Below are 26,232 nucleotides of genomic sequence, written 5' to 3'. Positions count from 1 at the left end.
ATGCTATCATCGCCGGCCAAGATAGAATTTTTCATCAGCCGATTATTAATCCGTCATGTCTGCATCCCAGTTAAACAGTGTTGAAAAGCGCGCCGCGCTGTCGTTGGCGAGCGTGTTTGCCTTTCGTATGCTTGGCCTCTTTATGTTGATGCCGGTGCTGGCCATTTATGGTCAGGATCTCAGTGGTTTTTCGCCCTTGTGGATAGGCCTTGCCATTGGTGCCTACGGTTTGACTCAGGCGCTGTTGCAAATCCCCATGGGCTGGCTGTCTGACCGCTTCGGTCGTAAACGTATTATTATCGGCGGATTAATCGTCTTTGCTCTGGGCTCTGTGATAGCCGCTTTGGCCGAGTCCATGTATATGCTGACCCTGGGTCGAGCACTACAGGGCATGGGCGCCATTGCCAGTGCCTTGTTGGCATTGGCTGCGGATTTAAGTCGTGATGAGCAGCGTCCCAAGGTGATGGCGGTGATCGGCATGAGTATCGGCATGAGCTTTGCGATAGCCATGTTGCTAGGCCCCATGGTGGCGGCCAGCTTTGGCGTCTCAGGTATCTTTTGGTTAACGGCGGCTCTGGCGCTGGTGGGTATGGTCATAGTTGTGTGGCTGGTGCCCAGTGCGGTTAATCGGGCTCCCAAGGGGGAAACCAGTGTGACCCTGCGGGATGTGGGTAAGCTGGTGCGTCACCCGGATCTGGCGCGTTTGGATTTGGGGGTGCTGTTTTTACACCTGACCCTGACCACCATTTTTGTTTCCTTGCCGCCGCAGCTTATTAAAGATGGTTTACCTGCGGCCCAGCATTGGCAATTGTATATTCCGGTATTTATTTTATCTTTTGTGCTTATGGTGCCTATGATGATAGTGGCTGTGGCTAAGCAAAAGGAAAAACCGCTGTTTTTGGTGGCCATATTTATGCTGGTTGTCAGCATGCTGGGCTTGGTTTTCGCAGCCAACTCTGTCTATATGATAGCCCTGTGTATGATGTTGTATTTTATCGCCTTTAACTTTTTAGAGGCGACCATGCCAGCCCTGGTATCACGACTATCGCCGGCCAATCAGAAGGGCTCGGCCATGGGCGTGTTCTCATCCTCCCAGTTTATCGGTGCCTTTTTGGGCGGTATTCTTGGCGGATTTGTGGCTCAGCGCGGCACCCCTGAGATGGTGTTTGCGGCTGCCGCCTTGGTTGGGTTAATATGGTTCGTCATTGCTGTAAAAATGCGAGTACCGCCGCGCAGTAAAATTATCAGTTTGCTAAGTGCAGTAGGCAGCGAACATGATGCAGAACAATTAGCGGCGCAATTGGTCGAGCTGCCGGGCGTGCTTGAAGCCACGGTGGTATGTGATGAAAACCGTAGCTACCTTAAGGTAGACGAGAAGAAATTTGATTTACAGGCGGCGCAACAGCTGGTCGCCTCAGCGTAAAAAGTAGGAGTATATATCCATGGCGCGCGGTATTAATAAAGTGATTTTAGTGGGCAACCTGGGTCAAGACCCTGAAGTTCGCTACATGCCTAACGGCAATGGCGTTGCTAACATTAGCATCGCGACCAGCGACAGCTGGAAGGATAAAAACACAGGTCAGATGCAAGAGCGTACCGAGTGGCACCGCGTGGTGTTATTCGGCAAGCTGGCCGAGGTAGCCGGTGAGTACCTGCGTAAAGGTTCACAGGTTTATATCGAAGGTAAATTGCAAACCCGTAAATGGACAGATCAAAGCGGTCAGGAAAAGTACACCACGGAAATCGTGGTAGACGGTTTCGACGGTAAAATGCAGATGCTTGGCGGTCGCGGTGAAAACCCAGGCGGCGGTCAAGGCAGTTACCAAGGTGGCCAACAGCAGGGCGGCTACGGTGGCGGCCAGGCGCAGAGCCAGCAAGGCGGTCAGCAAAGTGGCGGCTATGGTCAGTCACAGCAGCAGAGCTACGCTCCGCAGGGCAACCAAGGTATGCAACAGCAAGCGGCTCCACAGCAAGGTGGCCAGCAGGGCGGCGGTTATGGCAACCAGCAGGGTGGTCATCAAGGTGGCCAACAAGGCGGCGGTTTCGCTCCTAAGCCACAAAATGCCCCTCAAGGTGGTGCAGCCAACCCAATGGAACCGCCAATCGACTTCGATGACGATATTCCGTTCTAGACAAAGACAAAAAGAAAAACCCAGCGAAAATGCTGGGTTTTTTTATCTCTAAAGGCTGTAGCTGAAGGTTAGCTCGGCATTGCGTTCTTCGCCGGGCATACCGCCTAAATACATGGCTTTTGAATAGTATTTTTTGTTAAACACATTGTTGAGGTTTAACTGTACCTGCCACTGCTCAGCCTGATAGGCCAGCACCGCATCATACACAGTATAGCTGGGCACATAGCCGTCGGGAATGCCGAAGGAAGTTGAGTTGGTACTGCGATCATCCACATATTGTACTCCGGCGCTCAGGTTTAATGGTGACGCCAGTTTAAACCAGTCGGCAGAGTAGGTGAGCCAGGTACTGGCAGTTACATAAGGTACCCCTTTTTGGCGGGTGTCGAAAGAGGTAGCGTGAGGGTTTTTCTTATCCCTGGCGTCCTGGTAAACGGCATTGAGGTTGATCTTCCAGCGGGCATTCAAGTCGGCATTGAGATCCAGTTCCACCCCTGTGGTTTGTTCCTCACCGTTATAGTAGCTTTTTGGCACCGAGGGAGCCGAGACGCCGGCTTCATAATCCGGGTTAGCATATTCGAGATTTGTGCGCGCCGTATCGAACAAGATGAGTGAAGCCAAGAGTTGATCGTCGAAGGCTTTAAAGCGCATACCTATATCATTGCTGATCGACTCGGCATCATCCCGATCGGCTTCGTTGCCTGCAACTGAGCCGAGTACGCTGTAAGCAGTGCGCCCTTTGGCATGATTAATAAAGAACGACAGATCGTCAGTCGGCCGATAAGTCGCACCCAGGTTATAAGTCAGGCCACTGTCGGAAGTGTTTGCTTCTGGGGTAGGCGCGGCGGCGCTGGCGCGATAGCGAGGGTCGACACCAAGGTGTTCATAGCTTTGCTTAATGTGGTTGTAGGCCAGGCCAATACGCGTGGTAAAGGTATTATGAATATAAGCCACATGCTGCAAGCCCACGCCCCCGGCGCGCACCTTCTTATTGTAATTGCTGGTTTGTAGCGGGTCGTAATCGTGGAAGTCGCCCGTCCCCCAGTTGGGATTGCGCATATCCAGGATGTAGGGTAGCTGACCTTGGTAGATCACCTCGCCTTGCTTGTTTTTAATTATCTTGTCGGCATCAAAAATAGAGTACTGACTAAGGCGAATATCTCGGTCTTCGTAATTGGCGTTGACCAGCAACTCATTGTCTATATCGTTGATGGTAAAGTTGTAACGCAAGTCGGCAAAGTACTGCCAGGACTTTTCATCGGCCTCGACCTGTCGATATTCCTGGCGTCTGGCAGCAAAGGGGTAAAGTGTGTCGTCAATAACCAAAGGTGCGCGTGGGTCAGCATTAATTACCCCGTTGCGGTTCCAGTATACATAGTTATAGGCTCCGGTTTGTCGGGCAAAGCTAGATTCGTAATTACGGTATTGGAGCTGCTGATTAAGGAGCAGATCATCGGTGATATAAATGTTATGGGTCAGCTTAAGGCGTAATTCTTCGCCCTCGTTGTCTTTGGCCATGGGTGAGATAATCCCGCGATGACCAAAGTGATAAGGGGTTAAGCCATCGTTAGCGCTCAATGAATCTGCCAGTTGTTGGCGCTGTGCATCGCTTAGCTGGACACCTGCACCATTAGGATCATTGAGCAGATCTACGCCACTGACGTCTCCCGCCGTTTTGCCTCCTACAGAGGCGGCATTGTAGATGCGAATTGGGTGGCCGATAGAATCCACGGCAATCGCATCATCTATGTAGGCCGCCGAGAGCATAAGATCTTGCTGGTCGTTGAACACATATTTGAGCGCCGCATATACTTCATCGCGGTCATCTTTTAAATCACGATAGCCATCGCTGCGGGCGCTTTTGGCATTGATACGATAGGCCAGCTGTTCGGTAATGGCCGCTGTGCTGTCGATGGCCAGCGAGTAGCTGTTCCATTGGCCTACCTTGGCGGCAACTGTGTGCTGAGCATTGAATTGCGGTTTTTTCTCAATCAGGTTGATCACGCCGCCAGCACTGCCCATGCCATAGAGGCCGGTTGCCGGGCCTTTAAGCACTTCCACCGATTCAACATTGGTCAGTGAGCGGGTGGGGTTAAAGGTGTTACCAAGGCCTGCACCACCGTACATGCCGTCGTATGTGTAGTTTGCCCCGAGGCCGCGAACAACCAAGTTATCGCCAATACCGTAGTTATTGCCAGCCTGAGTCAGGCCGCTGACATTGCGCACTAAATCCTGCAGGTTACTGACCCCTTGCGAGTTAATTAGGTCGCGATCAATTATCACTACTGGAGCCGGCGTTTCCATCAAGGTCATGTTCGATTTAGTCGCCAGACCTGACTCGAGAACAACGCGGTTTTGTTTGTCGTAAACGGTAATGCGCTCTATGTCGCTGTGATCATTGGCGTGTGCGCTAAGCGCGCTGAGGCAGGCGATGCTGAGTAAAGAGTAATTGAATGAGTTCATAAAGGGTACAAGTTAAATAAATTTGGCCGCAATCTTAATGCGTATTGTTTTCATTTCAAGTTTTAATTACCTTAATTAGAAAATAATTAAAGTGGCTATATGCTTGTATCTGTTTGATTGCAAATAATTAGCCCTGGCGCAAAATACCTTTGTAGGTCTGCATTTTATGCCGACAAAGGGTAACCGGTTGGCACCTTGTCGATGCAGAGAACCGGCCTACAAACAACAAATGCAATGCAGGAGGGGATTATTGTCGAGAGCCAGACGAATGAGAAAAATGCTGCATAGACAAGCTTATTGAAATCTAGATAGTTTCTTCTGCAAGCCCCGTACTTCGGGGCTTTTTTCTGGACTCACACTTGAGCTTCCCCTGCTCATAGACAACACTTTAGTCATGGGTAAAGATGACTAATAGACCTTGGATTTGTCCATTTTCACTAAGTATCAAAAGCTTGGCTTAACTTGCATGCTTGGCACGCTGCTAATGGTGTTGTTCAACGCCATTTTAGTGTGGAGCTTGATGCAGGAGCGGCAATCGCAAATACAGCAACTGGAAACGCGGCTTGAGCAATTGGGCAGTGTTAACGAGCAGGTGCTGTCCACTGTCCTGGCACCTTATGGCTTATCAAGCAAGGCACAGCGGGGCAGTTTTGTGATGCCGGTACAGTTTAAGCTGGCGCTAAGCTCAGGGTCGCTCACCGTCTATAGTCAGCCCTTGTGGCAGCAGCATAGCCATTGGTTTATTGCCATTAATGTTTTGTTGCTTATTTTCTTATGGCGCCTGGTGCAGTGGCTGCGCAGGACCGAATGGCGATCGGCACGGGCATTCAGCCATCGCGGGGGGCAGAAAAAAGAAGCCGAACACCAGGATACCCATCCGGCCAGTGCCAATTTGCTGGGGGTCAACCAGCTTTATCAAAGTGTTTTCGCCATTGTTTATTGCCAGCGTTTAAGCTCGGTGGCAACAGGAATTGCCAGTTTATTCGAGACTCTGTTACAAGAGCAGTTGCAGCATCAACAAAGGGTATCGGTGAAAGTTCTTAATTCCGGCTGCCTTGCCATTACGGTTAAAGAAGTGGCCTATAAACAATTGGAAACCCATCTGCAAAACTTTAGTGTTATGGCCCTTAAATGTTGCCGTAACTTATTACCTGATTTGCGTCGTGATGAGGTGAAAGTTGGGCTTTGTAATTACCGCAGCGGTGCCGATCAGGCGGTGGTGTATCAGCTGTGCCAATCGGCTTTAGCACTGGCGCGTCAGAGCGAGCACAAGCATTGTTACCGCATTCCCTTTAGCCATAATCATTCCATGCTGCTGGCCGCCAAGTCCTGCTCTTTGGTAGATGCCATTAATAACGAGCAGTTTGTGTGTTTCTTCCAGCCTGTATTCGGCTTATATAATGAGGAGATTATTCATCATGAAACCTTGCTGCGAATTCGCCATCCACAGCTTGGGCTGATTTCGTCGGAATATTTACTAAGTCACAGCACCCCTGAAAGCGCCGCGCGCAGCGTTGATATTGCCGTATTAAAGCGTCTTGAAACCATGCTTAAGAGCGAGCAGCTGCAGGCTGATATCAGTTTAAATATTCACCCCAGCTCCTGGCTTGATGATGATATGTGGCGGCGGTTAGAAGAGTTTCTTACGGCACACTCCAGGGTGTGCCTGGAATGCCCGGCAGCGCTGTTGGCAAAACAGCCCAGGCTGATAGCTAAGCGTTTAAAAAGCACGGCAGCCTGTCAGCGCGGTATCATTGTCGATCAGTTAAGCAAGTGGCCCACGGATTCCTTAAGCACTCTTAAGGTGCCGATTAAGGCTGTAAAACTGGCCAGTGAATTGATCAGTCATGTGGATACGGACAGGCATATTCAGCGTCGGGTTTTATCTTATGTCGCTAACGCCCAGCGTTTTGGGATAGCCGTTTACGCGGTTGGTATTGAGCGCCAGCAACAGGCCGAAGTGCTAAAACAACTGGGTGTGCAAGGAGCGCAGGGTTTTTACTTCACCGGCGCTATCAACCAACTCAGTGCCTTTAATTTGCCTCAATAAGGCCGCGGTATCTAAGCCCCATCCTACCCTGTAAACCACCGGTATGAATGGCAATAATATGGCTGCCGTCGGGAAAATAACCCTGTTCGATCAGCTGCCATAAGGCATACATCATCTTACCGCTGTAAATGGGCTCTAGGGGCACCTTATGAGTGCGCTCAAACCACTGACAAAAACGCCATAATTCGGGACTGAAGTGTCCATAACCACCATCATGATGGTCACAGAGTAAACGCCAATCGCGGTTAGGCTGCGGCTGAAACTGGGTGATTTCTTGTTGTAAGTATTCGGCATTTTTCAGCACAGCGATGCCCAACACCTGAGTTTGTGTATGCCCGGATAAAAGTCCGGCCAGGGTACCGCCGCTGCCGGTGGCACATGCTAAAAACTGATGTTCCGGCAGGCTCTGGGCCAGCTCAGCAACTCCCTTTAAAGCTGCTGCATTGGTACCGCCTTCGGGAAGAATATAGGCCTTGCTAAAGCGCTGCTGTAATTGTTCAAGATACTCAGGGCAATTGCGCTGGCGATACTCGATACGGGTAACCGGATGCAGCCGCATACCGCAGGCCCTGGCAAAACGCAGGGTAGGGTTGTATTCATCCAGCTGCGGGCCGCGCACTATGGCGTGCGTTGGTATACGGAATATTTTGCCGGCGGCAGCACTGGCATACAGGTGGTTGGAAAACGCGCCACCAAAGGTCAGTAGCTCGGATTTACCGGATTGGGCAAAGGCGACCAGATTGTATTTTAACTTGCGCCACTTGTTGCCATGAATAATGGGATGCAGCAAATCGTCACGTTTAATACTCAGGCGCACGCCATGTTTTGTTAGCAGTGGATCCCTAAGCGGCTGCAGGGGTGACTCAGGGACTAAATTTGGTACAATCATCATAAATTACTACTAGGTTTTCGTCCTTAGTTGGTTGTTTCAGCAACAGATTGTGGGTTATTACAGGGCGGTAAATGTGTAATTCGTATAGCCCTAAGTACCATCCGCTTAATATTGCTGGCTAACGCTTACAAAACGGATTGAATCGTATCGTAAGTCGAGTGTATTTCGGTTGCACATAAAGTAAAGTGTATAAATTAATGCGCCTTAGTGCCTAGCTTTAACGGTATGTAATACCAGTTCTGTTAAGTATGTGAGCAGAGATAGCGCTGGATAAATGATATGCTAACGAGGCGGAGTTGTTCTTATGTAGTTATTCTACATAGGCGAGCAAGATCGAAGCAATGCTTCGCAGCTTAGCTAGGTGAGCGCATGTATGCGCGATGTAACCAAGCTTCATGGATGAATTTAACCGCAAAAATAAACAGATTAGCTATTTAAGTGAATTGGTATAAGTATTTAAAATATTAATAATTAAAAAACAGGCGGTAAAACTAACTTTATGGGTTCTCAATCACGTGTGCGTATGCCTTGGTTTAAAGCCAGTAAACAGTCACAAACCCTGGTAGGGGTTTCCCTGTGCAGTCACGCTATCCGTGCCGTCAGTTTAAAGCAGCGGCAACAGCAATGGTACGTCAAGGATACGGTCGAAGTGGCGTTACCAGAAGGCACCAGCCCGGCCGCGGCATTAACGCAGTTGCTCAAAGGCCTGACTAGGGATAACAGCCAGATATATGTATTGTTGCCGCAGCATTATTATCAGATTGTGCAAATGGAAAAGCCGGCGTTAGCAGAGCAGGAGCTGATTCAGTCATTAGCCTGGACGTTAAAAGATCTGGTGAATATCAAGGGTGAGCATATCGTTGCCGACTATTTGGATTACCCCATTCAAGTCGCGGGGCAGGGCGCAAAAATAAATGTGTTTGTGGCCGACAAACAAGAGCTACATCCCCTGGTAAACGAAATTCATAAGGTACAAGAATGGCAATTGCAGAGTATTTCCGCCAAGGAAACCGTCATTGCCAACATGACGAGCGATGACAACTACGCGCGTTTGGTTATTTTTCATGAGCGTGGCCAGGAGCCGAGTATTTTAATTATTCGTGAGCGGCAATTATTGCTAAATCGCCGCCTACGCGGCTTTAAGATGTTGGAGCAAGACCTTGATCAGAGTGGAATCAATCATCTGGGCGACTCTTTGGGACTAGAAATCCAACGTTCCATGGACTTTTTTGAGAGCCAGCTGAAGCAGCCACCGATCAAGGAAGTGCTGTTCTTCAGCGATCTTGATACCGCCGCAGTGATCGAGAGGTTACAGCAATTGCAAGCCGTACCCATAGCTCGTTTTACTCCGCAGATGCCCCTTGCCGACGTCGTTGAGCCTGAGTTTTATCTCGCCTTAGCGGGAGCCTATTTACCACAGTTGGAGTCGGCATGAAGCGCAGTATAAATTTTTATCAGGACAGCCTAAAGCCAATGCACGACCCCTTACCTTTGGCCTTAGTAGTGAAAATTATCACCGTGACTTGCGTCTTTCTGGTTCTGGTTTTGCTGCTGCTAAATTGGCACCTGGCATCTACCCAGCAACAACTTGAGCAGAGCCAGCGCCAGGCGACCATGGTGCAGCAAAATGTCGATGCCCTAAATCAGCAATTGCGTCAGCATCGTGATGTCAGTGCCCTTGAGAAGGAACTGCAACACCAGCAAAGCAAGGTGGATTACCGTTTGCAACTGGTTAATTATCTCAATCAGGGTAGTTCCGGTGAGGCAATAAATTACAGCGAGTTTATGACCGACCTGGCTCGTTATCATCATGCTCAGTTGTGGCTAACCGACATTCGCGTGGCGGCTCAGCATCTGCAGCTGCAAGGACAAACTACCGATCCGAGTGCGATTGCCCCCTGGTTGTCGGGTTTGCAACAATCCCCACATTTTGCCGGTCGGGAATTCTCGGTATTGGAATTTGCAAAGCAGGCCGAGCTGAGAAATTTTAAGGTTTCTACCCAGCTTGAGGGGGGGCAGCCATGAGTCTCTGGCAAGATGCGCAACAGCGTTTCAGCGAGTTGCAGCAGCGGGAAAAAGTGTTGGTTTTGGCGGTGTCGCTATTTTGTATCTGCTATTTGAGTATTTGGTTTTTGATTCTGCCTATGACGGCGAAGCAAGCCGATTTTAAAAGGCAAATCAATGGCCTGGAAGCTAGTGTTGCGGCGGCGAAAATGCAGCAGCAAGCCCTGCAACAGGCATTAACGATTGATTATAAAGCGCAGGTACAAGAGAAAATTAAGGCGCAACAAGGCTTGGTTACCAAGCTCGACCTGCAATTGCAGCAACTCAGCCGAGGCTTTGTGGCCGCCGATAAAATGCCCCAGGTGCTAGCCGATATTCTCGCAGGTCAACCCGGTTTACAGCTTATTGAATTTAAGGTGACGGGAATGCAAGCCGTGATGCCGCAAGCGGCGACAGAGGCAGCCGAGCCTGTGAAAAATGTGCTTTATAAGCATGGTATGGAACTGAAAATCAGCGGTGATTACTTCGGTACGCGCGCCTATCTGCAACGCCTGGAACAGGCGCCGTTACAGGTGCTGATAACCGGATTTCACTACAGGGTAACCGACTACCCCATGGGCGAATTAACTTTGAACTTGGCTACGGTGAGTGCGAATGAAACCTTTATTATTCTCTAGTCTGGCCTTGTTGCTAAGCACCAGCGCCACGGCACAACAGCTGAACGATCCCACGCGACCGGCGGCTGGTGTTAGCACTACGGCCTCGACTCATGCCGACGCTAGCGCCAAGCAATGGGTGCTGGAGTCGGTGGTGAACAGAAACGGCCAATTTAAGGCAATTATATCGGGTTCTTTGTACGCCCGAGGCGCACGACTGGGGCAATACCACATTGCCCGTATCGATGCGAACTCAGTGTTATTAACTCAGGGACAAAAACAATTAAAGTTAGAGCTGTATGGCAATGATATTAAAAACTAAAATAATGAGCTCTTGGCTATTGCTAAGTGCATCGAGCCTGTTACTGAGTGGCTGCCAGAGCTTTGGCACCGGCGCCAAGGTACAGCCTCATATTGCCGCCGAGTTGAGCAGGGATGAATCGCTTACTATGAGTGCTCCAGCGCAACCTCCGGCAGAGTTTGCCGACGAACTACTCAGTTCGGTTGCCACCGACCTTAGCGCTTCGACTATGATCAATGCACCACGCTTTGATGTGGTCGCCAACGAGGTGGCACTGCGACCCTTTTTCAATGCTCTGGTCGATGACACCCCCTACAGTGTCGCCATTCACCCACAGGTGAGTGGTCATATTAGCCTGAACCTAAAGCAGGTCAGCATGCCCGAAGTTCTTAAGGTGATCACGCGCCTGTATCCCTTAGATGTATTTCTTGAAGGTCAGGTGGTTCAGGTGTTACCGGCGAAAATGCGCACCGAATCGATAGCCGTTAACTACTTGATGATGAAGCGAACCGGGGTGTCTAATGTCAGTGTGATCGCCGGTGGAGTGAGTGCTTACGACCAAAATAATAATCACAACACTAACTTTAACCGCAGGGACAATGGCAATAGCTCCTTTAACAACGATCGGTTAGATAATTTTGGCAACAATACTCAGCAGCTAAACGGGTCAAATATTCAAACCACCAGTGAAAATGATTTTTGGCACGATCTAAAGCTGGCGCTGCACGCCTTGGTAGGCAGTCAGGATGGTCGCTATGTAATCGTCAGCCCTCAGGCGAGCCTGGTGACGGTGAACGCATTGCCGAGTGAAATCGCGGCGTTGAAAGAGTTTTTACGACACAGTGAAGAAAGCCTGCAACGTCAGGTGGTTCTTGAAGCGCGCATTATCGAGGTTACGCTCAAAGACGAGTACCAGCAAGGGGTGCAGTGGGATCGTATTTCCAGCGGTCTGGCTGGCAGTATCAGCTTTAGCACCACGGGCGGCGTGTTGGGCAACGCCATCAGCAGTGAGTTGGGCGGTATTTCGTCGCTAAGCATCGCTCGGGGCGATTTTGATGGCGTTATCGATCTACTCCAAACTCAGGGCGACGTGCAAATGCTGTCGAACCCGCGAGTGACCGCGACCAACAACCAAAAAGCGGTGATTAAGGTGGGCGAGGACGAGTATTTCGTCACCGATGTTTCCAGCAGTGAAGACATAGGCAGTGTGACCCAGCAAAATAATAATGATATCGAATTAACCCCCTTTTTCTCCGGTATTGCCTTGGATGTGACGCCGCAAATCGACAAACAAGGGTCGGTGATCCTGCATGTACATCCGTCGGTGACGCAAACCGAGGAGCAAACTAAGTTTATTCGTCTGGGGAACGTAGACCTTGAGCTGCCTTTGGCGCAAAGCAATATTCGCGAGTCGGATACGGTGATCCGCGCCGCCAGCGGCGAAATTGTGGTAATCGGTGGTTTAATGCAAACCATCACCAGCGATGAGGTTTCAAAAACCCCCTTGTTGGGAGATATTCCGGTTGTCGGCAATCTGTTTAAAAGCGTGCGCAAAAAGCAAAATAAAAAAGAGCTGGTGATCCTGTTGCGACCCACTGTGGTGATGCCGGATTCATGGCAAAAACAACAGCAGCGCACTAAAAAACTGCTTGAGACCTGGTATCGCAATTAATGTATCTGAGATTCTTTAATTTGCAGGAAATGCCGTTTTCGCTGACCCCGAATACACAGTTTTACTGCGCCTTAGAACCCCATAACGAAGCCCTCAAGGTGTTGCTCAGTGCGCTAAGCATGGGCGAGGGCTTTCTTAAGGTGACCGGCGAGGTAGGCACGGGCAAAACGCTGCTCTGTCGCAAATTAATAAATCATGTCGATGACAAATACGTGGTCGTATACATCGCCAACACTTACCTGAATCCAGAGGAGCTGCGTTGTGCCGTGGCTGGCGAATTGGGGCTGGATACCCAGTGTCCGTCACAGGCTGTAAGCCAGGCCATTGAGAATCGCTTGCTGGCCTTGAGTCAGGCGGGCAAAAAAGTGGTGATGATAGTCGATGAAGCCCAGTGCCTAAGCTGGGAAGCGCTGGAGGCGCTGCGCCTACTCACCAATCTGGAAACGGAAAGTAAAAAACTATTGCAGGTGGTGCTGTTCGGCCAGCCGGAACTGGATGCCCGGTTAGCCAACCCAAGGGTGCGCCAATTGCGCCAGCGTATCAGCTTTTCATATCGCTTAAGGCCGATGACCGCCGTCGAAGTCGAATACTATATTGACCATCGTTTACGCCGTGCCGGCGTGGAGCAAAAACTATTTCCCCGCCCCTTGTGCCGACGTATTGCCCAGGCATCCCGAGGGATCCCGCGTTTGGTGAATACCTTGTGCCATAAAAGCCTGTTGCAGGCCTATGGTGATGGTCGCTCAACGCTGACAAAAGGTTATGTCAAAGCGGCCATCGCGGACACCGATGACTGCAATAGCGCCAAGGCATGGCGTCCCGGGTGGCCGACAGCATTGGCAATTCTAGTGATGCTGCTTGTGGCCGCTATCTGGCTTTGGAGACAAGTGCTATGAGTGTGCTCAACAATACCCTCAAGGCCATTGAACAAAGGCAAGACACCGCTGAACATGGTTTAGAACCCACGGTGGCACTTCGCCAGGGGCGCGATATGCCGCGAGTGCTGGGTTATTGTTTAGCCGCGGTATTGGCGGTGGGGCTTGTTGCGGCGGCTTACCTGCTTATTCCGCAGCGTCAGTCTGAACCACTTCGGCCATTAGCGGTTGCAGCCGCGCCTCAACAGGTGAAAACGCAGAAGGGAGCCAGTCCACAGCCGTTATCCGTGACGAGCAATAGCCAAGAGCCGACACTTGAGGTCGTGGAACAGCATGTGCGTGAGGTTGCCGCGCCTAAGGTAGAGGCAGCATCTCAGCCACAACAGGCCATCGCCTCTGTAACGAACAAGTCGATTCCTTCAGCTTTTTCTACTCCTTCGCTTGCTCAGGCTTCGAGTGCTCAAACGCTCAAAGGGGAAACAGCTGAAGAGCGGGAAAATAAGCCGGTGGTGATCAAGTCACTGAACCCAGAGCAAAGGGCCGAGCGTTGGTTTGTGCAGGGCCAGCAATCCCTGAACTATGGCATGATGGATGAAGCCATCTCTCAATTCGAACAGGCCTTAGCGCTTGCCCCGGATCATGTGCAAGCGCGAACCTTGATGGCGGCGACCCTGTACGGGCAATCCCGTGTTGAAGACGCCTACGCACTGCTGATAAAAGGTCTGGAGCGCCAGCCAGCGATGCTGAAATGGCGCGTCTTGATAGCGAAAATGGCTACCGAGCAACAGCAATATGCCCGTGTTTTGGCTGTACTTGATCAGCCGCAAGACACTTTGGCATTGCAAGCCGATAATAACGACTATTGGATTTTAAAGGGCACAGCGGCACGGCAATTACAGCAGGATCAGATTGCGCGAGATTGTTTTACCTTGCTAGTGCAACGCCAGCCGACCGTGGCGAAATGGTGGTTGGCTTTGGCTGGCAGCGAGGAGGCTCTGGGGGCATCCGAGCAGGCCAAAGAGCATTACGGCAAGGCTATACGGCTTGGTGGCTTATCGAAGGCGGCACAGGAATATGCGCGGGCTAGATATATTAGTTTACAGGGTGGAAAATGATTAGACCTAGGTTGAAAATGCGTTTGGGTGACTTGCTGGTTCACGAGCAGATCATCAGCGAAATACAACTGGAGCAGGCGCTTCAAGCACAAAAAAGCTCGGGACGTAAGCTGGGCGCCACCTTGGTCGATCTCGGTGTGATCAGCGAGCATCAGCTGCTGCGCTTTTTAGCACAACAGCTGAATATACCCTTTTTAGACCTTGCCCAGCGCCGCATCGCGCCGGAAACGGCAAAGTTATTGCCCGAGGTGTATGCCCGCCGCTATCGCGCCCTGGTCATTGAAGACAACGGCGACACCGTGCTGGTGGGCATGAGCGATCCCGCCGATCTCAGCGGCCTCGATCAATTGGTGCCTATTTTAGAGCCGAAGCGCATCGAATTAGCCGTGGTGCAAGAGTCGCAGATTATGGAGGCTTTTGACTCGGTTTATCGTCGTACCCAGGACATCGCCAATTTTGCCGAGCAGTTGCACGAGGAGTATCAAGAAGGGGAAGAGTTTGAACTCAATGCCCTGGACGAGACAACCTCTGATGCCACAGTCGTAAAACTTCTCCAGTCTATTTTTGAGGACGCGGTGCAGGTGCGGGCCTCGGATATTCATATTGAGCCAGATGAAAAGCTGCTGCGTATCCGCCAGCGGGTAGACGGTATCTTGCAGGAAAACACGCTTGATCAGGTGAACATTGCGTCTGCTTTGGTGCTGCGTTTAAAGCTGATGTCAGGCTTGGATATCTCTGAAAAACGGATTCCGCAAGATGGCCGTTTTAACATCAAGGTTAAAGGTCACAACATTGACGTGCGTTTATCGACAATGCCGGTGCAAAATGGCGAGTCCGTGGTTATGCGTTTGCTTGACCAATCAGCGGGTTTATTGACCCTAGACCAAACAGGTATGCCACCCAAATTACTGAAAAAATTACGGGAAGCATTGAAGCGCCCGCATGGCATGATCCTCGTCACTGGGCCTACAGGCTCGGGTAAAACCACCACGCTTTATGGTGCGTTGAGTGAACTCAACACCCCAGATAGCAAGATCATCACTGTTGAAGACCCTGTCGAGTACCGTATTAGTCGTATCAACCAAGTCCAAGTGAATACCAAGATTGGCTTGGACTTTGCCAGCGTGCTGCGTACCAGCCTGCGTCAAGATCCGGATATAATTATGGTGGGTGAGATGCGCGACAAGGAAACCGTTGAAATCGGTTTACGAGGAGCGCTCACCGGTCACTTGGTATTAAGCACCTTGCACACCAATGATGCTGTAACCAGTGCCATGCGACTCATTGACATGGGAGCACCATCTTATCTTGTTGCAAGCTCACTAAGAGCCATTATTGCTCAGCGTCTGGTGCGTCGAGTATGCCAAAACTGCAAACAACCTTATCAAGCCGATGAGCAAGAGCGCGCTTGGGTGCGCTACTTAAAACCTCAGATAGCGGATGCCGAGTTTTTCCATGGTCGCGGTTGTAATAGCTGCAACCACACAGGCTACAAAGGTCGAATCGGGGTTTTCGAATTACTCGAAATGAATGAAGCAATGATGGATGCCCTTAGACTCAGTGATACTCAGGGATTTGCGAAGGCAACCAAAGACAATCCGGATTTCGAGCCTCTATCGCATATGGCGTTAGACTATGCGCAACAGGGTATTACCACTTTGGATGAAGTGTTTAAGGTGTCTGAGTACATTCCCGAAGTGGTGAACAACTAGTGCCACACTTTCGCTTTCAGGCCAAAGATAGCCAAGGAAACTTAATTAAAGGGACGCTAGAAGCTACCAGTGCGCAAGCAGCTGCTGACCAGCTGCTTGCCAAGCGCAGTATTCCACTGCAAATCAGTGAAACTGTGCCGGGCTCTTCGCAAAGTAATTTGAATCTAGGAAACCTTCTGCAAAAGCGGGTCGGCTTGGACGAGATGATTATCTTTTCTCGGCAGATGTATTCGTTGCTCAAAGCAGGCATCCCGATTATTAGAGCGATTAATGGACTTGCCGAAACCACCATTAATACCCGTTTTAGTGACGTATTAAAAGAAATTTCACAACAACTCGAACAGGGCCGAAATTTATCTGCTGCCATGGCTAATCATAAAGATATCTTTAATCGTTTAATGGTTTCTATAGTGGTTGTTGGCGAAAACACCGGTAAATTAGAAGATTCCTTTTTACAGCTTTCCGAATATTTTGAGCGGGAACAAGAAACGCGCAAGCGAATTAAAGCGGCCATGCGCTATCCCACGTTTGTGATTATTGCCTTGGTGGTGGCCATGTTTATTCTGAACCTGGCTGTGATCCCGGTATTCGCCCAGATGTTCTCTCGTTTTGACGCCGAACTCCCGTTGATGACGCGTATTCTGATAGGCACATCAAATTTCTTCGTCAATTATTGGTGGCTACTGCTGCTAGGTATTTTTGGCGCTATTTTCTCAGTGAAGAAATACCTTGCGAGCACCGAAGGGCGGTTGAAGTGGGATAGAGTGAAGCTCAAATTACCTATTATCGGCAGCATCATTGAGCGCTCTTTACTTGCTCGTTACAGTCAGAGCTTTGCCATGGTTTTGCGTTCAGGTGTCTCCATGACTGCCGGTTTATCGTTGACTGCCGAGGCTGTAGATAATGCCTATATGCACGAACGCATAATTGAAATGCGTCGTGGTATAGAAAAAGGGGAAAGTCTTCTTCGGGTCTCACGTAATAGTGAAATGTTTTCGCAACTCGTTTTACAAATGGTCGCTGTTGGTGAAGAAACTGGACGAGTGGATGAGCTATTGCAAGAGAGTGCTGATTATTACGAGCGTGAAGTCGATTTTGATCTCAAGAGCCTCACCGCGAAAATTGAACCGATTTTAATAACCATAGTCGCTGTAATGGTGCTGATATTGGCGCTCGGTATCTTTACGCCAATGTGGAACTTAATGTCTGCGATTAAAGGCAGTTAGGTGATGGCTGACAGCAGCGATGTGCGTTTAGCTAAACTCTATCAATCCTTGGTGAGTGTGATCGTCATTTCGGTGTTAATGGGAAGCTTGTTGTATTACAACCTAGGTTTATCGACATCGGTGGATGAGGTAATCAAGGACAAGGCCTTTGATGAATTCCAGCGCTCAGTGATGCAAGTTCGAGCTAAAGGGTTGGCAAAAAAGCAGAGCAAGGTCACCTTAGCGAAAGTGGATGATGATCTGAAGCAAATTGGCTCGGTGGATTTTATTGTAAATTCTGCGGGATGGCCTGTTGATGTGTTGGCTAATAGCGAGCAAAAGCCCTGCGCTAAGTTGTTTTTCCATTTGCAAGGAAAGCAGCGTTGGCCGGCTTTTTCAGCGCGGCAGGTAGATGATGGCGGAGTAATACAAGAGTGTGAGTTTTATTTGCACGAAGTACAGTGGTTTAAGTTTGATTTACAAACGGGAAAGTTGACTAAATCCAATAATAAGTCCATTTAAATCAAAGCTTTTTGCTTTTAAAAAAATAGGCTAGAATGAAAAAAAGTACGCAGGTGATAAAGTGAATAACATGAATGAAAAACAACAAGGCTTTACCCTTATTGAGCTGATCATCGTGATCATCATTTTAGGGTTGCTCGCCGCCACTGCGTTACCGCGATTTATAGACGTAACAGACGATGCGCGTGAAGCGTCTGTTGAAGGGGTTGCAGGTGGGTTTGCCGCGGCAGTTGGCTTGGTACGCTCACAGTGGGAAGTGGACGGGCGAATTAAAAATAATGCTGGAGCGAATACGACAACGGTTGCGTATGACAAGGTGACTGTAGGCGTCGATGGTGATGTTGGTTACCCAACAAATGACGGTACCAGCAGCAGCTTGGTGAGCGCAATGCAGCAACAAGATTGTAAGGACGTATTCGACCTTATTTTGCAATCGGCACCGGTAAATACAGTGGATGCATCTCAAGTAGTGCAGAGTCGCTACTACGTGCAAATCAGTGGTGCTGGGACGTCAGCACCGCAATGTATTTACTATTTGACCAACTCATTGGACACAAATAACACAGCAAACTTACCAAGTACTGGCACCCCAGACGGCAGTGCTACGGATGGATTCTCTTACTTCCCAGCGACGGGGCAGGTCACCGTTTTTTAAATTTTGATAGAGGTATAACAAATGAAAACTATGAAACAACAGAGCGTCCCGAAAGGAAATCAAAAGGGTTTCACCCTTATTGAATTGATTATCGTCATTGTTATTTTAGGTATTTTGGCGGTCACCGTAGCCCCGCGTTTCTTGAATTTACAAGATGATGCCCGTGATGCCACGCTAGAAGCGATTAAAGGCTCGCTTGAAACATCAGTGTCTATGGTCAATGGTAAAGCAATTATTGCTGGAGCAACGGGAACAAGCGATGGTTCAGAGTCTGTGGATGTAGGTGGTACCAACAATGTGACCTTGGTTAACGGTTACCCTCAAGCGACAGCCAATAACATGACTGAATTGTTGGAATTTGATACCAATGAATTCGCTGTCGCAGCTGTGACAGGCGGTGTTCTGGTATATCCACGTGGTGTAAATAGCTATAGGACTACAGCACCAACGGCTGCTGACGCTGCATGTACAGTGTTATACGCAGATTCTACAGGGGCTAATGTTCGTCCGGTAATCACCGTTAACTCTTGCTTATAGTTTTGAAATGAACTCCCGTGGTTTTACGCTTGTTGAGCTTATAATCACGATGGTCCTGATCGGGGTGTTGGCGGTGACCGTCGTGCCCCGTTTTTTTGACACTCAGGCCGAAGATGCCTATATGCTGCGTGATCGTACCCTGGCGATGATGCGCGCGGTGCAATTGGAAGCAATGCACAATATCAACAGCCGCAATTGCGTCAAAATCGGCGCGACCTTGGTGGCTCCTCCCGAAGAGCGAAACTGCGCCAACCCCGTCTCAACCGAATTTGATGACTTCCTAGTCATAGATAGCAGCGCAGCAAATCTAACCTTTAGCACTTCAAACAATAACGGCGAGAGCTTTAACGCCATGGCATTTGGCAGCCTGGGTCGTCCGGTCATCGCTTTCGACAGCTCAGATCAAACGACCGACTTCGACAACATGGCACAGGCCTTTGATTGCCGCAATACCTGCAGGATTCAAGTTGGCAACCAGGGAGTGTGTGTCAGCGGCGAGGGGCTTATTTATGCGTGCCAATAGCCTCAGCCATCGCGGTTTTACCCTGATCGAACTGATTATGGGAATCGTCGTTTTTGCCATTGCCATGAGCATAGTGATCAGTCTAGTGGCACCCCAGGCACGGCAAAGCGCCGAGCCGTTAATCCAATTAAAGGCGGCTAAACTGGGTCAGTCTTTGATGAATGAAATTCTCGCCAAGGCCTATGACGAACAAAGCGATCGCAGCCCACCATTTCGTCGCTGCGACGAAAAGCCCAGCGGCTGTAGTTCAATAATGGGGCCAGAAGAGCCCAGCCGGGATCTATATGACGACGTGGACGATTATCATAATCTGGTGATTCATGATCTGGGCGGCGAGTACGCCGGTTTTGCGGTTGCAATCAAGGTCAGCATTGACGGCGATTACGACCAAAGCAGTGCGGATGGCCTTAAAGATGTCGCCAAGCGTATTGATGTGAGCGTCACCTCGGCTCGCGGCGAGCGCTATCAATTTCAGGCTTACCGAGGGAACTACTGATGCGGCGGCTGGCCAGTCACAAGGGCTTTTCCTTAATTGAACTGATCATAGTCATAGTGATCCTGGGTGTGGTGGCGGTGGCAACCACTCAATTTGTACGCTTTGCCATGCAGATCTACGGTGAGGGAAATCAACGTGCCGAACAGGTGGCACAGGCCCGTTTTACCTTGTTGCGACTGGAAAAAGAAATACGCAACGCGGTGCCGAATTCGGTGGCGGTCACGGGCTCGTGTCTCAGCTTCTTCCCAATAAAAAACAGCGGCAGCTATATTAGCGGGGCGACCAGTAATCTCTTAACCGTGATCGATTTTGATGGCAATATCGCGGTGGGCGACACCCTGCTTATTTATCCGACCAGTGTTAGCAGTGTGCAAAACAATGCTCTGAATATTATTGCCGTGGACGACCAGGGCAGCGACGATAACCTCTATTCCCTCTCCCTGAGTCATGTGCCAGCCCTGCGCTCACCGGGGGAACGTTATTATGTGCCCGAAAGCCAGGTCGAGGTGTGCTTGGAAACCAATGCCGGGCGTCAGGTGTTGATGCGCCACCAGGGCGGTGTTATGGGTGTGCTGGCGGTGGATGTGAATCAATGGCGGGTGCAGTACAATGCCGGCAGCTTACGTCGCAATGCCATGGTGAGCTTATTCTTGGAGCTAAATTCACCAGGCAATGAACGTTTGGCGTTATCCCATGAGGTGCATATAGCCAATGTTCCCTAGTCAGTCTCCCTCTTTCGCTTCAAAACAGCGGGGCTCCATGTTGGTGATAGCCTTGGTGGTAGCCGTACTGCTGTTGGCTTTGGGATTGACCCTTAGTCAGGTGATCTCTGCCGGAGCCAGCCAAAATGCCTGGGATTATTATGGCACGCGCAGTTATATGGCGGCGCAAAGTGGTATCGAGCGTAGTTTGCGCGACATGGTCAATCACCCGAGCCCCAACTGCGCCTTGGTCAATGGACAGGTTTACAGTTTTAATGCCGAGCAGCTGGAGCAATGTAACGTGCGTATCGCCTGCGCCAGTACCACATATACTAACCCGAGCGGAACCATGAGCTTGTTTAAACTCGACAGTGAAGCGCGCTGCACCATAGGTGATATCGCCACAAGCCGTGCGGTGACGGTGGAATTAAGGGTGGGAGAAGGATGAATACGCCCCTAAGACGCTTATTTTTACTTGGCTTGATAATGGCTTTTAGCTTGCTCAGCCTAGGCGCCCATGCGGCACCTCGATGTGAAGATATTTTTACCGGTTTGGTGAATGATAACCTGTTGGGTACCGAGGGCGGCATTGATCCCATAGATCTAAGCAATGTGCCATGGCGCAGTAACCCCTGGCCTCCCGATGGCAGTACGCTCGGCTCTGGAAGTTATTACTTTAAAACCCTGGATTCAAGGGGGAGTAGGCCTCCGATGAAAAGTTATAGCTTGTATATCGCGCCTGGCGCCAAGGTCACCATTTATGTGAATAGCAATATTAATTTTAATAACCGTTTGTTTCTAAACCCGGGGGGCGACGCTTCTCAGCTCACCATAGTGGTGCGTGGCAATGTTGTTATCAATAACCATGCTGATATCAATGGTTTGATCTTTGCCGCTGGCGCTATAGACATTAATAACAACAATGTCGTGGTGGGTGGTTTGGCTGCCAATGGGCCGATCAGCATAGGCAACAACAACTCAATGGTGTTTGACCCGGATGCCGCTGCGAATCTTGAACTGCCAGGACTGTGCAACAATGACGATAAGGTTTTCGTTGATCATTTTCGCATCTATCATCAGGCCCAAACGGTGCGCTGTTTATCGTCAGACATCGCCGTGCTGGCCTGTGCCGATGCGCAATGCAGCTCCTTGCTTGGCGGCACTGTAGATGTGCAGCTGGGAAGCAATGTCGGCAGTCTTGCGAACAATGGTTTATTAAGTCTCAGCGACGGTTACGGCTATACGCAAATCCAGCATCCGAGTGGCGGTCTCGCCCGGCTGTCATTGCTGGATGCCAACCCGCCAGCGCAGGCGCCGACCCGTTGTTATGCAGGGGGGCAGGCGTCCAATTGCGACATTGACTTTGTCGATGCCGGCTTAGCATTTTTTGCCGGTGATGGCCGCTCTTCGCTGGCGCATATGCGGGCGGGGATGGCGCAAGACGCCATGTTAAGAGCGGTCGCCGCAGATGGGCAAACCGGTGCCTGTGTGGCGCGCACTGTGGGTCAGCAGCGGGTAGATATGGCGCTGTCCTGTGAGAACCCGGGTTCATGCCAGGCGGGGCAGCAGGCCAGAGTGAATGGCGCTCAGGTCGCACTGAACGCTCAGGGGCAAAGTAATAATCGCAGCGCCGTGGCGGTGACCTTTGATAGTCAAGGTGCGGCACCCTTGTCGCTGAATTATTCGGACGTTGGTCAAATTCAGTTGCATGCGCAGCTGGCGCTTGCCGCAACGAGCGGCGAGCCGGCGGTGACCTTGCGTGGCAGCAGTAATCTTTTTGTTAGTCAGCCCTACGCCATGGCGGTGGCACAGGTACGCGGCCAAAATGGTGAAATTAACCCGGCGACTCAAGGAAGCGGGGATGGATTTATTGCCGCTGGCGAGCCGTTTTCAGCTCAAGTACACAGCCTCAATGCCCAGGACCAGTTAACGCCGAATTTTGGTCGCGAATGGCCGCAACAGCGAGCCAGCATTGAGTTGGCCGAGTTGAGCTATCCGCTTCCCAATTATGGTGATGCTAGCCTGCTTTCATCGGGTTTATTTAGCAACACTGCGACATTCGGGGTGCAGCAAAGCAATGATTTGGTTTGGCGTGAGGCCGGCAGCATACGTATCGCGGCGGCGCCGAGCAATCATAGCTACCTTGGCACCACTTATGTGGGGGAGAGCCCGCACAGTGTTGATATCGGGCGTTTTTATCCCAAGCACTTTGTACTGCAATCGAGCCAGGTATTAAACACTTGTAGCAGCTTTAGTTATATGGGCGAGAACCATATTGGCATCGAGTGGTTGGCTCAAGCTCAGGGGGCGGATAATCGGGTGTTGCAAAATTATGGCGCGCAGTATCTGGGCAGTGCCCAGTTTAGTTACGTTGCCCGTAATATAGATACTGCTCTACCCATGGCAAACTTGAGCTCCCGTTTGACAGCGCCGCTTAGCAGTTGGCAGCGTGGTGAGTATCAAGTGACCGCCACGGATGCGTTGTTTTCACGCTTGCCCCTAGCGCAAACCGACGGTCCCTACAGTATGCTCCAATTGGGTCTGGCCGTTGCCAGCGAAATCGACAACCGCGACTGGGTCGATAGTGATATGGACGGTGCCAGCGTTGCGACCTGTACAAACTGCTCCGCCAAGGCGTTGGCCGGGATGTTAGATATGCGTTATGGCCGTTTGGCATTAGATAATAACTTTGGCAGTGAGTTTGAGCCCTTGCAATTACCCATGCGCACAGAGTATTGGCAAGGGGGGAGCTGGGTGCTCAATAATGACGATAATTGTACTTCTTATCAGGGCGGCCAGGTTATCGACAGCAGTGGTGAGCTGGTGTTCACCGGCAGTGGCTCGCTCTCAGGTGGGCGTTATCTGGTTGATATGGGGATTTTTGCAGACTCGCAAGGTAAGGTGGGGGAGTACCCAATAACCTATCCAGCCAGTGACTGGCTCTTATGGGACTGGGACTCGGATAATAACGCCGATGACGATCCGGCGGCCATATTACATTTTGGTCGTTTCCGCGGCAATGACCGCATCATTTATTGGCGTGAACGTTATCGTTAGCAGTTTGGAAAAATAGTTGGATACCTTATGGGTTGTTGCGAGTCAGCCACCGTTAAGACGTACTTCTGATAATAAGCGCCCAGCGGTGGCGCTGTCGCCGGCTTATAGGGTTTGCTGCTATGCTGAACCCGAATCACCTGTAGTTTGTAGATGTCAGCCAATGTTATCAAGCTTGTGTGGAAACGGCGCCCAATGTGCTGTTTTTTCGCGGCCAGGGTAACCTTTATGTTGCCGCGACGCAGTTGCATTGGTAAAGTGTGTCAAGCTTTCAGATAATAAGAATTTTCAAAGGTCAACCAGTCCCATGTTCAAGAAACTCCGCGGTCTTTTCTCCAACGATCTATCGATCGATTTGGGGACAGCGAATACCCTGATTTACGTTAAAGAAGAAGGTATCGTCCTTAACGAGCCTTCAGTAGTAGCCATTCGTCAAGAGCGTGCTGGTGGACCTAAAAGTGTGGCTTCGGTAGGGACGGAAGCCAAGCAAATGCTGGGCCGTACCCCAGGCAATATTAAAGCTATTCGCCCCATGAAAGACGGTGTTATTGCCGATTTCTATGTCACCGAAAAAATGCTGCAGCACTTTATTAAGCAAGTGCACAACAACAATTTTCTGCGCCCAAGCCCACGTGTTCTAATTTGTGTGCCTTGTGGTGCCACTCAGGTTGAAAAGCGCGCCATTCGCGAGTCGGCCATGGGGGCTGGTGCTCGTGAGGTCTATCTTATCGAAGAGCCGATGGCGGCAGCCATTGGTGCTGGTCTGCCGGTATCTGAAGCAACGGGTTCCATGGTGGTTGATATCGGTGGTGGTACTACGGAAGTGGCCATTATCTCACTAAACGGTGTGGTGTATTCTTCATCGGTGCGCATCGGCGGTGATAAGTTTGACGAAGCCATTATCAACTACGTACGTCGTAACTTCGGCAGCCTGATCGGTGAAGCTACGGCGGAGCAGATCAAGCACGAGATAGGTTCGGCATTTAAGACCGACGAAGTAAAAGAAATGGAAGTACGTGGCCGTAACCTGGCCGAAGGTGTACCGCGTTCATTTACACTGAACTCACACGAAATCCTAGAGGCCTTGCAAGAGCCATTGATGGGCATAGTGAGTGCGGTAATGGTGGCGCTGGAGCAATCGCCGCCGGAACTAGCATCGGATATTTCTGCCCACGGCATGGTATTGACTGGCGGTGGCGCACTACTGAAAGACCTGGATCGCTTGTTAATGGAAGAAACCGGTATTCCTGTTGTGGTAGCCGACGACCCACTGACTTGTGTGGCGCGTGGGGGCGGTAAGGCCCTGGAAATGATCGACATGCATGGTGGTGACGTATTTAGCTACGACTAATGAAGTTACTATTTGGTCGCACTATTTCAATGCAACTGCGATTAACCATCGCAGTTGTGCTTAGTGTTATTCTTATTCTTGGTGATCGCTACACCAGTGGCGGCACAGCGGTACGTACCTCGCTTAATACCCTGGTCAGCCCCTTGTTATACCTGGCCAATCTTCCCTATGAGCTGCTTTCGACCAGCGCTAAAAACCTGACCTCTCGTGAGCAACTGCTCAAAGAAAATGAAGCCCTGAAAAACAAGCAATTGTTGCAAAGTGAACAGCTGCAGCAATATGCCTTTTTGGCGCAGGAAAACGAAAAGCTGCGTGCTTTATTAGGCTCGAATCCACGACAGCAGCAAGGTAAGCTGGTGGCCCAGGTTTTATCCGTACACTCGAATCCTTACAGCCACCAGGTGGTGATCAATAAAGGCACCTCGGATGGTCTGCGTGAGGGCTTGGCGGTAATAGATGAGCTAGGCGTGGTCGGCCAGGTGATCCAGGTGGGTGCCAGTACTAGTCGCGTTTTGTTGCTGACAGATACCACTCATGCCACGCCGGTGCGGGTGCTACGTAACAATGTGCGCACCGTGGTTGAAGGCATGGGCAAGCTCTCCAGCGTCAAACTTTCTCATGTGCCGCATAGCCTGGATATTCGTATCGGTGATGTACTATTGAGTTCTGGGCTTGGGGAGCGCTTCCCCGAGGGTTATCCGGTCGCCGTAGTGACTCATATTAATCGCGATGAGGGTCGTCCCTTTGCGCAAATCTACGCGCAGCCTGTGGCGCAACTCGATCGCATTCGACTATTGCTGGTGTTAACCGATACACCCCAGATGCAAGAGGTAAAGATCGATGAGTAAGCGATACGGACTCATTATCTTAAGCGTCTTTTTCTCTCTGGTAATGGCGCTGATGCCCTTACCGATTTCCATGGAAACGTTTCGTCCCGACTGGGTGCTTCTGGTCTTAATGTACTGGTCATTGGCGCTGCCACACCGCGTCAATATAGGCACCGCCTGGCTTACAGGCTTGATCATTGATTTAGCCACCGGCTCTCCGCTTGGGGTGCATTCGCTAACTTACGCGGTGACCATTTACATTACCGCCAGTAATTATCAAAAGCTGCGTAATTTTTCCATTTGGCAGCAAGGCTTATTAGTAGCCGTATTCCTAGCATTACATCATCTGCTGCAGTTCTGGCTCCATCACTTTCTTTTGGACGTCTACTTTTCGCCGCAATACCTGTGGCCGGTGTTAACCGGTGCCATTTGTTGGCCTTGGTTGTTCCTGTTGTTGCGTAAATACCGCCGTCATTTTCGGATCCGTTAATC

Annotated in this window: 25 protein-coding genes; 23 read left to right on the top strand and 2 right to left on the bottom strand. The window is 50.4% G+C overall.

All coding sequences use genetic code 11. The features are described from left to right. Positions 1–55 precede the first annotated feature (55 nt). Both WCN91_RS06565 and ssb read left to right on the top strand, forming a co-directional pair. Complete coding sequence (locus WCN91_RS06565) at positions 56–1,423, top strand: MFS transporter (RefSeq protein ID WP_342677440.1); 1,368 nt, start codon at positions 56–58, stop codon at positions 1,421–1,423. Positions 1,424–1,442: 19 nt separating this feature from the next. Next, complete coding sequence (gene ssb / locus WCN91_RS06560) at positions 1,443–2,132, top strand: single-stranded DNA-binding protein (RefSeq protein WP_342677438.1); 690 nt, start codon at positions 1,443–1,445, stop codon at positions 2,130–2,132. Positions 2,133–2,180: 48 nt separating this feature from the next. Here the strand turns inward: ssb and WCN91_RS06555 are convergent, their stop codons facing one another. Beyond that, positions 2,181–4,592 carry a TonB-dependent receptor gene (locus tag WCN91_RS06555; protein ID WP_342677437.1) on the bottom strand — a complete coding sequence of 804 codons (2,412 nt, stop codon included), beginning with the start codon at positions 4,590–4,592 and terminating at the stop codon, positions 2,181–2,183. Between the two features lie 466 nt (positions 4,593–5,058). Here WCN91_RS06555 and WCN91_RS06550 point away from each other — a divergent pair, with 466 nt between their 5' ends. Beyond that, positions 5,059–6,642: an EAL domain-containing protein gene (locus WCN91_RS06550; protein ID WP_342677435.1), complete on the top strand. Its 1,584-nt coding sequence runs from the start codon at positions 5,059–5,061 to the stop codon at positions 6,640–6,642. Here WCN91_RS06550 and WCN91_RS06545 read toward each other — a convergent pair. Then, positions 6,626–7,531: a 1-aminocyclopropane-1-carboxylate deaminase/D-cysteine desulfhydrase gene (locus tag WCN91_RS06545; protein WP_342677562.1), complete on the bottom strand. Its 906-nt coding sequence runs from the start codon at positions 7,529–7,531 to the stop codon at positions 6,626–6,628. The genes WCN91_RS06550 and WCN91_RS06545 overlap by 17 nt on opposite strands. 526 nt (positions 7,532–8,057) lie before the next feature. Here WCN91_RS06545 and WCN91_RS06540 point away from each other — a divergent pair. The 20 genes from WCN91_RS06540 (at position 8,058) to mreD (ending at position 26,230) form a co-directional block, all read left to right on the top strand. After that, on the top strand, positions 8,058–8,969 hold the full coding sequence (locus tag WCN91_RS06540; RefSeq protein ID WP_342677433.1) for a type IV pilus biogenesis protein PilM: 912 nt from the start codon (positions 8,058–8,060) through the stop codon (positions 8,967–8,969). Next, positions 8,966–9,559 (top strand): PilN domain-containing protein, encoded by a 594-nt coding sequence (locus WCN91_RS06535; protein ID WP_342677431.1) that lies wholly within the window; start codon positions 8,966–8,968, stop codon positions 9,557–9,559. The genes WCN91_RS06540 and WCN91_RS06535 overlap by 4 nt, the downstream gene beginning before the upstream one ends. Next, positions 9,556–10,215, top strand: a complete 660-nt coding sequence (locus WCN91_RS06530; RefSeq protein WP_342677429.1) for a hypothetical protein — start codon at positions 9,556–9,558, stop codon at positions 10,213–10,215. Before WCN91_RS06535 ends, WCN91_RS06530 begins: the two co-directional genes overlap by 4 nt. Beyond that, entirely contained in the window at positions 10,193–10,516 is a 324-nt protein-coding gene (locus WCN91_RS06525) for a hypothetical protein (RefSeq protein WP_342677427.1), read from the top strand. The genes WCN91_RS06530 and WCN91_RS06525 overlap by 23 nt, the downstream gene beginning before the upstream one ends. Further along, on the top strand, positions 10,500–12,167 hold the full coding sequence (mshL, locus tag WCN91_RS06520; RefSeq protein ID WP_342677425.1) for a pilus (MSHA type) biogenesis protein MshL: 1,668 nt from the start codon (positions 10,500–10,502) through the stop codon (positions 12,165–12,167). The genes WCN91_RS06525 and mshL overlap by 17 nt, the downstream gene beginning before the upstream one ends. Next, positions 12,167–13,063: an ExeA family protein gene (locus WCN91_RS06515; RefSeq protein ID WP_342677424.1), complete on the top strand. Its 897-nt coding sequence runs from the start codon at positions 12,167–12,169 to the stop codon at positions 13,061–13,063. The genes mshL and WCN91_RS06515 overlap by 1 nt, the downstream gene beginning before the upstream one ends. Then, entirely contained in the window at positions 13,060–14,157 is a 1,098-nt protein-coding gene (locus tag WCN91_RS06510; RefSeq protein ID WP_342677423.1) for a tetratricopeptide repeat protein, read from the top strand. The genes WCN91_RS06515 and WCN91_RS06510 overlap by 4 nt, the downstream gene beginning before the upstream one ends. Next, the gene (locus WCN91_RS06505; RefSeq protein ID WP_342677560.1) at positions 14,157–15,869 is read left to right on the top strand and encodes a GspE/PulE family protein; all 1,713 of its coding nucleotides are present in this window, start codon (positions 14,157–14,159) and stop codon (positions 15,867–15,869) included. The genes WCN91_RS06510 and WCN91_RS06505 overlap by 1 nt, the downstream gene beginning before the upstream one ends. Next, positions 15,869–17,095 carry a type II secretion system F family protein gene (locus WCN91_RS06500; RefSeq protein ID WP_342677421.1) on the top strand — a complete coding sequence of 409 codons (1,227 nt, stop codon included), beginning with the start codon at positions 15,869–15,871 and terminating at the stop codon, positions 17,093–17,095. Before WCN91_RS06505 ends, WCN91_RS06500 begins: the two co-directional genes overlap by 1 nt. 21 nt (positions 17,096–17,116) lie before the next feature. Next, positions 17,117–17,596, top strand: coding sequence for a hypothetical protein (locus tag WCN91_RS06495; RefSeq protein ID WP_342677419.1), 480 nt, complete (start codon positions 17,117–17,119; stop codon positions 17,594–17,596). 70 nt (positions 17,597–17,666) lie between these two features. After that, positions 17,667–18,251, top strand: a complete 585-nt coding sequence (locus WCN91_RS06490; RefSeq protein WP_342677418.1) for a prepilin-type N-terminal cleavage/methylation domain-containing protein — start codon at positions 17,667–17,669, stop codon at positions 18,249–18,251. A gap of 21 nt (positions 18,252–18,272) precedes the next feature. Beyond that, positions 18,273–18,788 carry a prepilin-type N-terminal cleavage/methylation domain-containing protein gene (locus WCN91_RS06485; RefSeq protein WP_342677417.1) on the top strand — a complete coding sequence of 172 codons (516 nt, stop codon included), beginning with the start codon at positions 18,273–18,275 and terminating at the stop codon, positions 18,786–18,788. Positions 18,789–18,795: 7 nt separating this feature from the next. Continuing rightward, positions 18,796–19,311 (top strand): type II secretion system protein, encoded by a 516-nt coding sequence (locus WCN91_RS06480; protein WP_342677416.1) that lies wholly within the window; start codon positions 18,796–18,798, stop codon positions 19,309–19,311. Further along, positions 19,298–19,807, top strand: a complete 510-nt coding sequence (locus WCN91_RS06475; RefSeq protein WP_342677415.1) for a type IV pilus modification PilV family protein — start codon at positions 19,298–19,300, stop codon at positions 19,805–19,807. Before WCN91_RS06480 ends, WCN91_RS06475 begins: the two co-directional genes overlap by 14 nt. After that, positions 19,807–20,529 carry a prepilin-type N-terminal cleavage/methylation domain-containing protein gene (locus WCN91_RS06470; RefSeq protein ID WP_342677414.1) on the top strand — a complete coding sequence of 241 codons (723 nt, stop codon included), beginning with the start codon at positions 19,807–19,809 and terminating at the stop codon, positions 20,527–20,529. The genes WCN91_RS06475 and WCN91_RS06470 overlap by 1 nt, the downstream gene beginning before the upstream one ends. Continuing rightward, positions 20,519–20,956, top strand: coding sequence for an agglutinin biogenesis protein MshP (locus WCN91_RS06465; RefSeq protein ID WP_342677413.1), 438 nt, complete (start codon positions 20,519–20,521; stop codon positions 20,954–20,956). Before WCN91_RS06470 ends, WCN91_RS06465 begins: the two co-directional genes overlap by 11 nt. Further along, the gene (locus WCN91_RS06460; RefSeq protein ID WP_342677412.1) at positions 20,953–23,565 is read left to right on the top strand and encodes a DUF6701 domain-containing protein; all 2,613 of its coding nucleotides are present in this window, start codon (positions 20,953–20,955) and stop codon (positions 23,563–23,565) included. Before WCN91_RS06465 ends, WCN91_RS06460 begins: the two co-directional genes overlap by 4 nt. 304 nt (positions 23,566–23,869) lie before the next feature. Beyond that, positions 23,870–24,913 carry a rod shape-determining protein gene (locus WCN91_RS06455; RefSeq protein WP_342677411.1) on the top strand — a complete coding sequence of 348 codons (1,044 nt, stop codon included), beginning with the start codon at positions 23,870–23,872 and terminating at the stop codon, positions 24,911–24,913. After that, positions 24,913–25,761 (top strand): rod shape-determining protein MreC, encoded by an 849-nt coding sequence (mreC, locus tag WCN91_RS06450; RefSeq protein WP_342677409.1) that lies wholly within the window; start codon positions 24,913–24,915, stop codon positions 25,759–25,761. The genes WCN91_RS06455 and mreC overlap by 1 nt, the downstream gene beginning before the upstream one ends. After that, the gene (mreD, locus tag WCN91_RS06445) at positions 25,754–26,230 is read left to right on the top strand and encodes a rod shape-determining protein MreD (protein ID WP_342677407.1); all 477 of its coding nucleotides are present in this window, start codon (positions 25,754–25,756) and stop codon (positions 26,228–26,230) included. Before mreC ends, mreD begins: the two co-directional genes overlap by 8 nt. Positions 26,231–26,232 lie beyond the last annotated feature (2 nt).

Origin of the sequence: Pseudoalteromonas qingdaonensis (assembly GCF_038739665.1) — a bacterium.
GTDB classification, from domain to species: Bacteria; Pseudomonadota; Gammaproteobacteria; order Enterobacterales; family Alteromonadaceae; genus Pseudoalteromonas; species Pseudoalteromonas qingdaonensis.
Note: the sequence above shows the minus strand (reverse complement) of the source record. Positions and strands in the feature narration are given on the sequence as shown.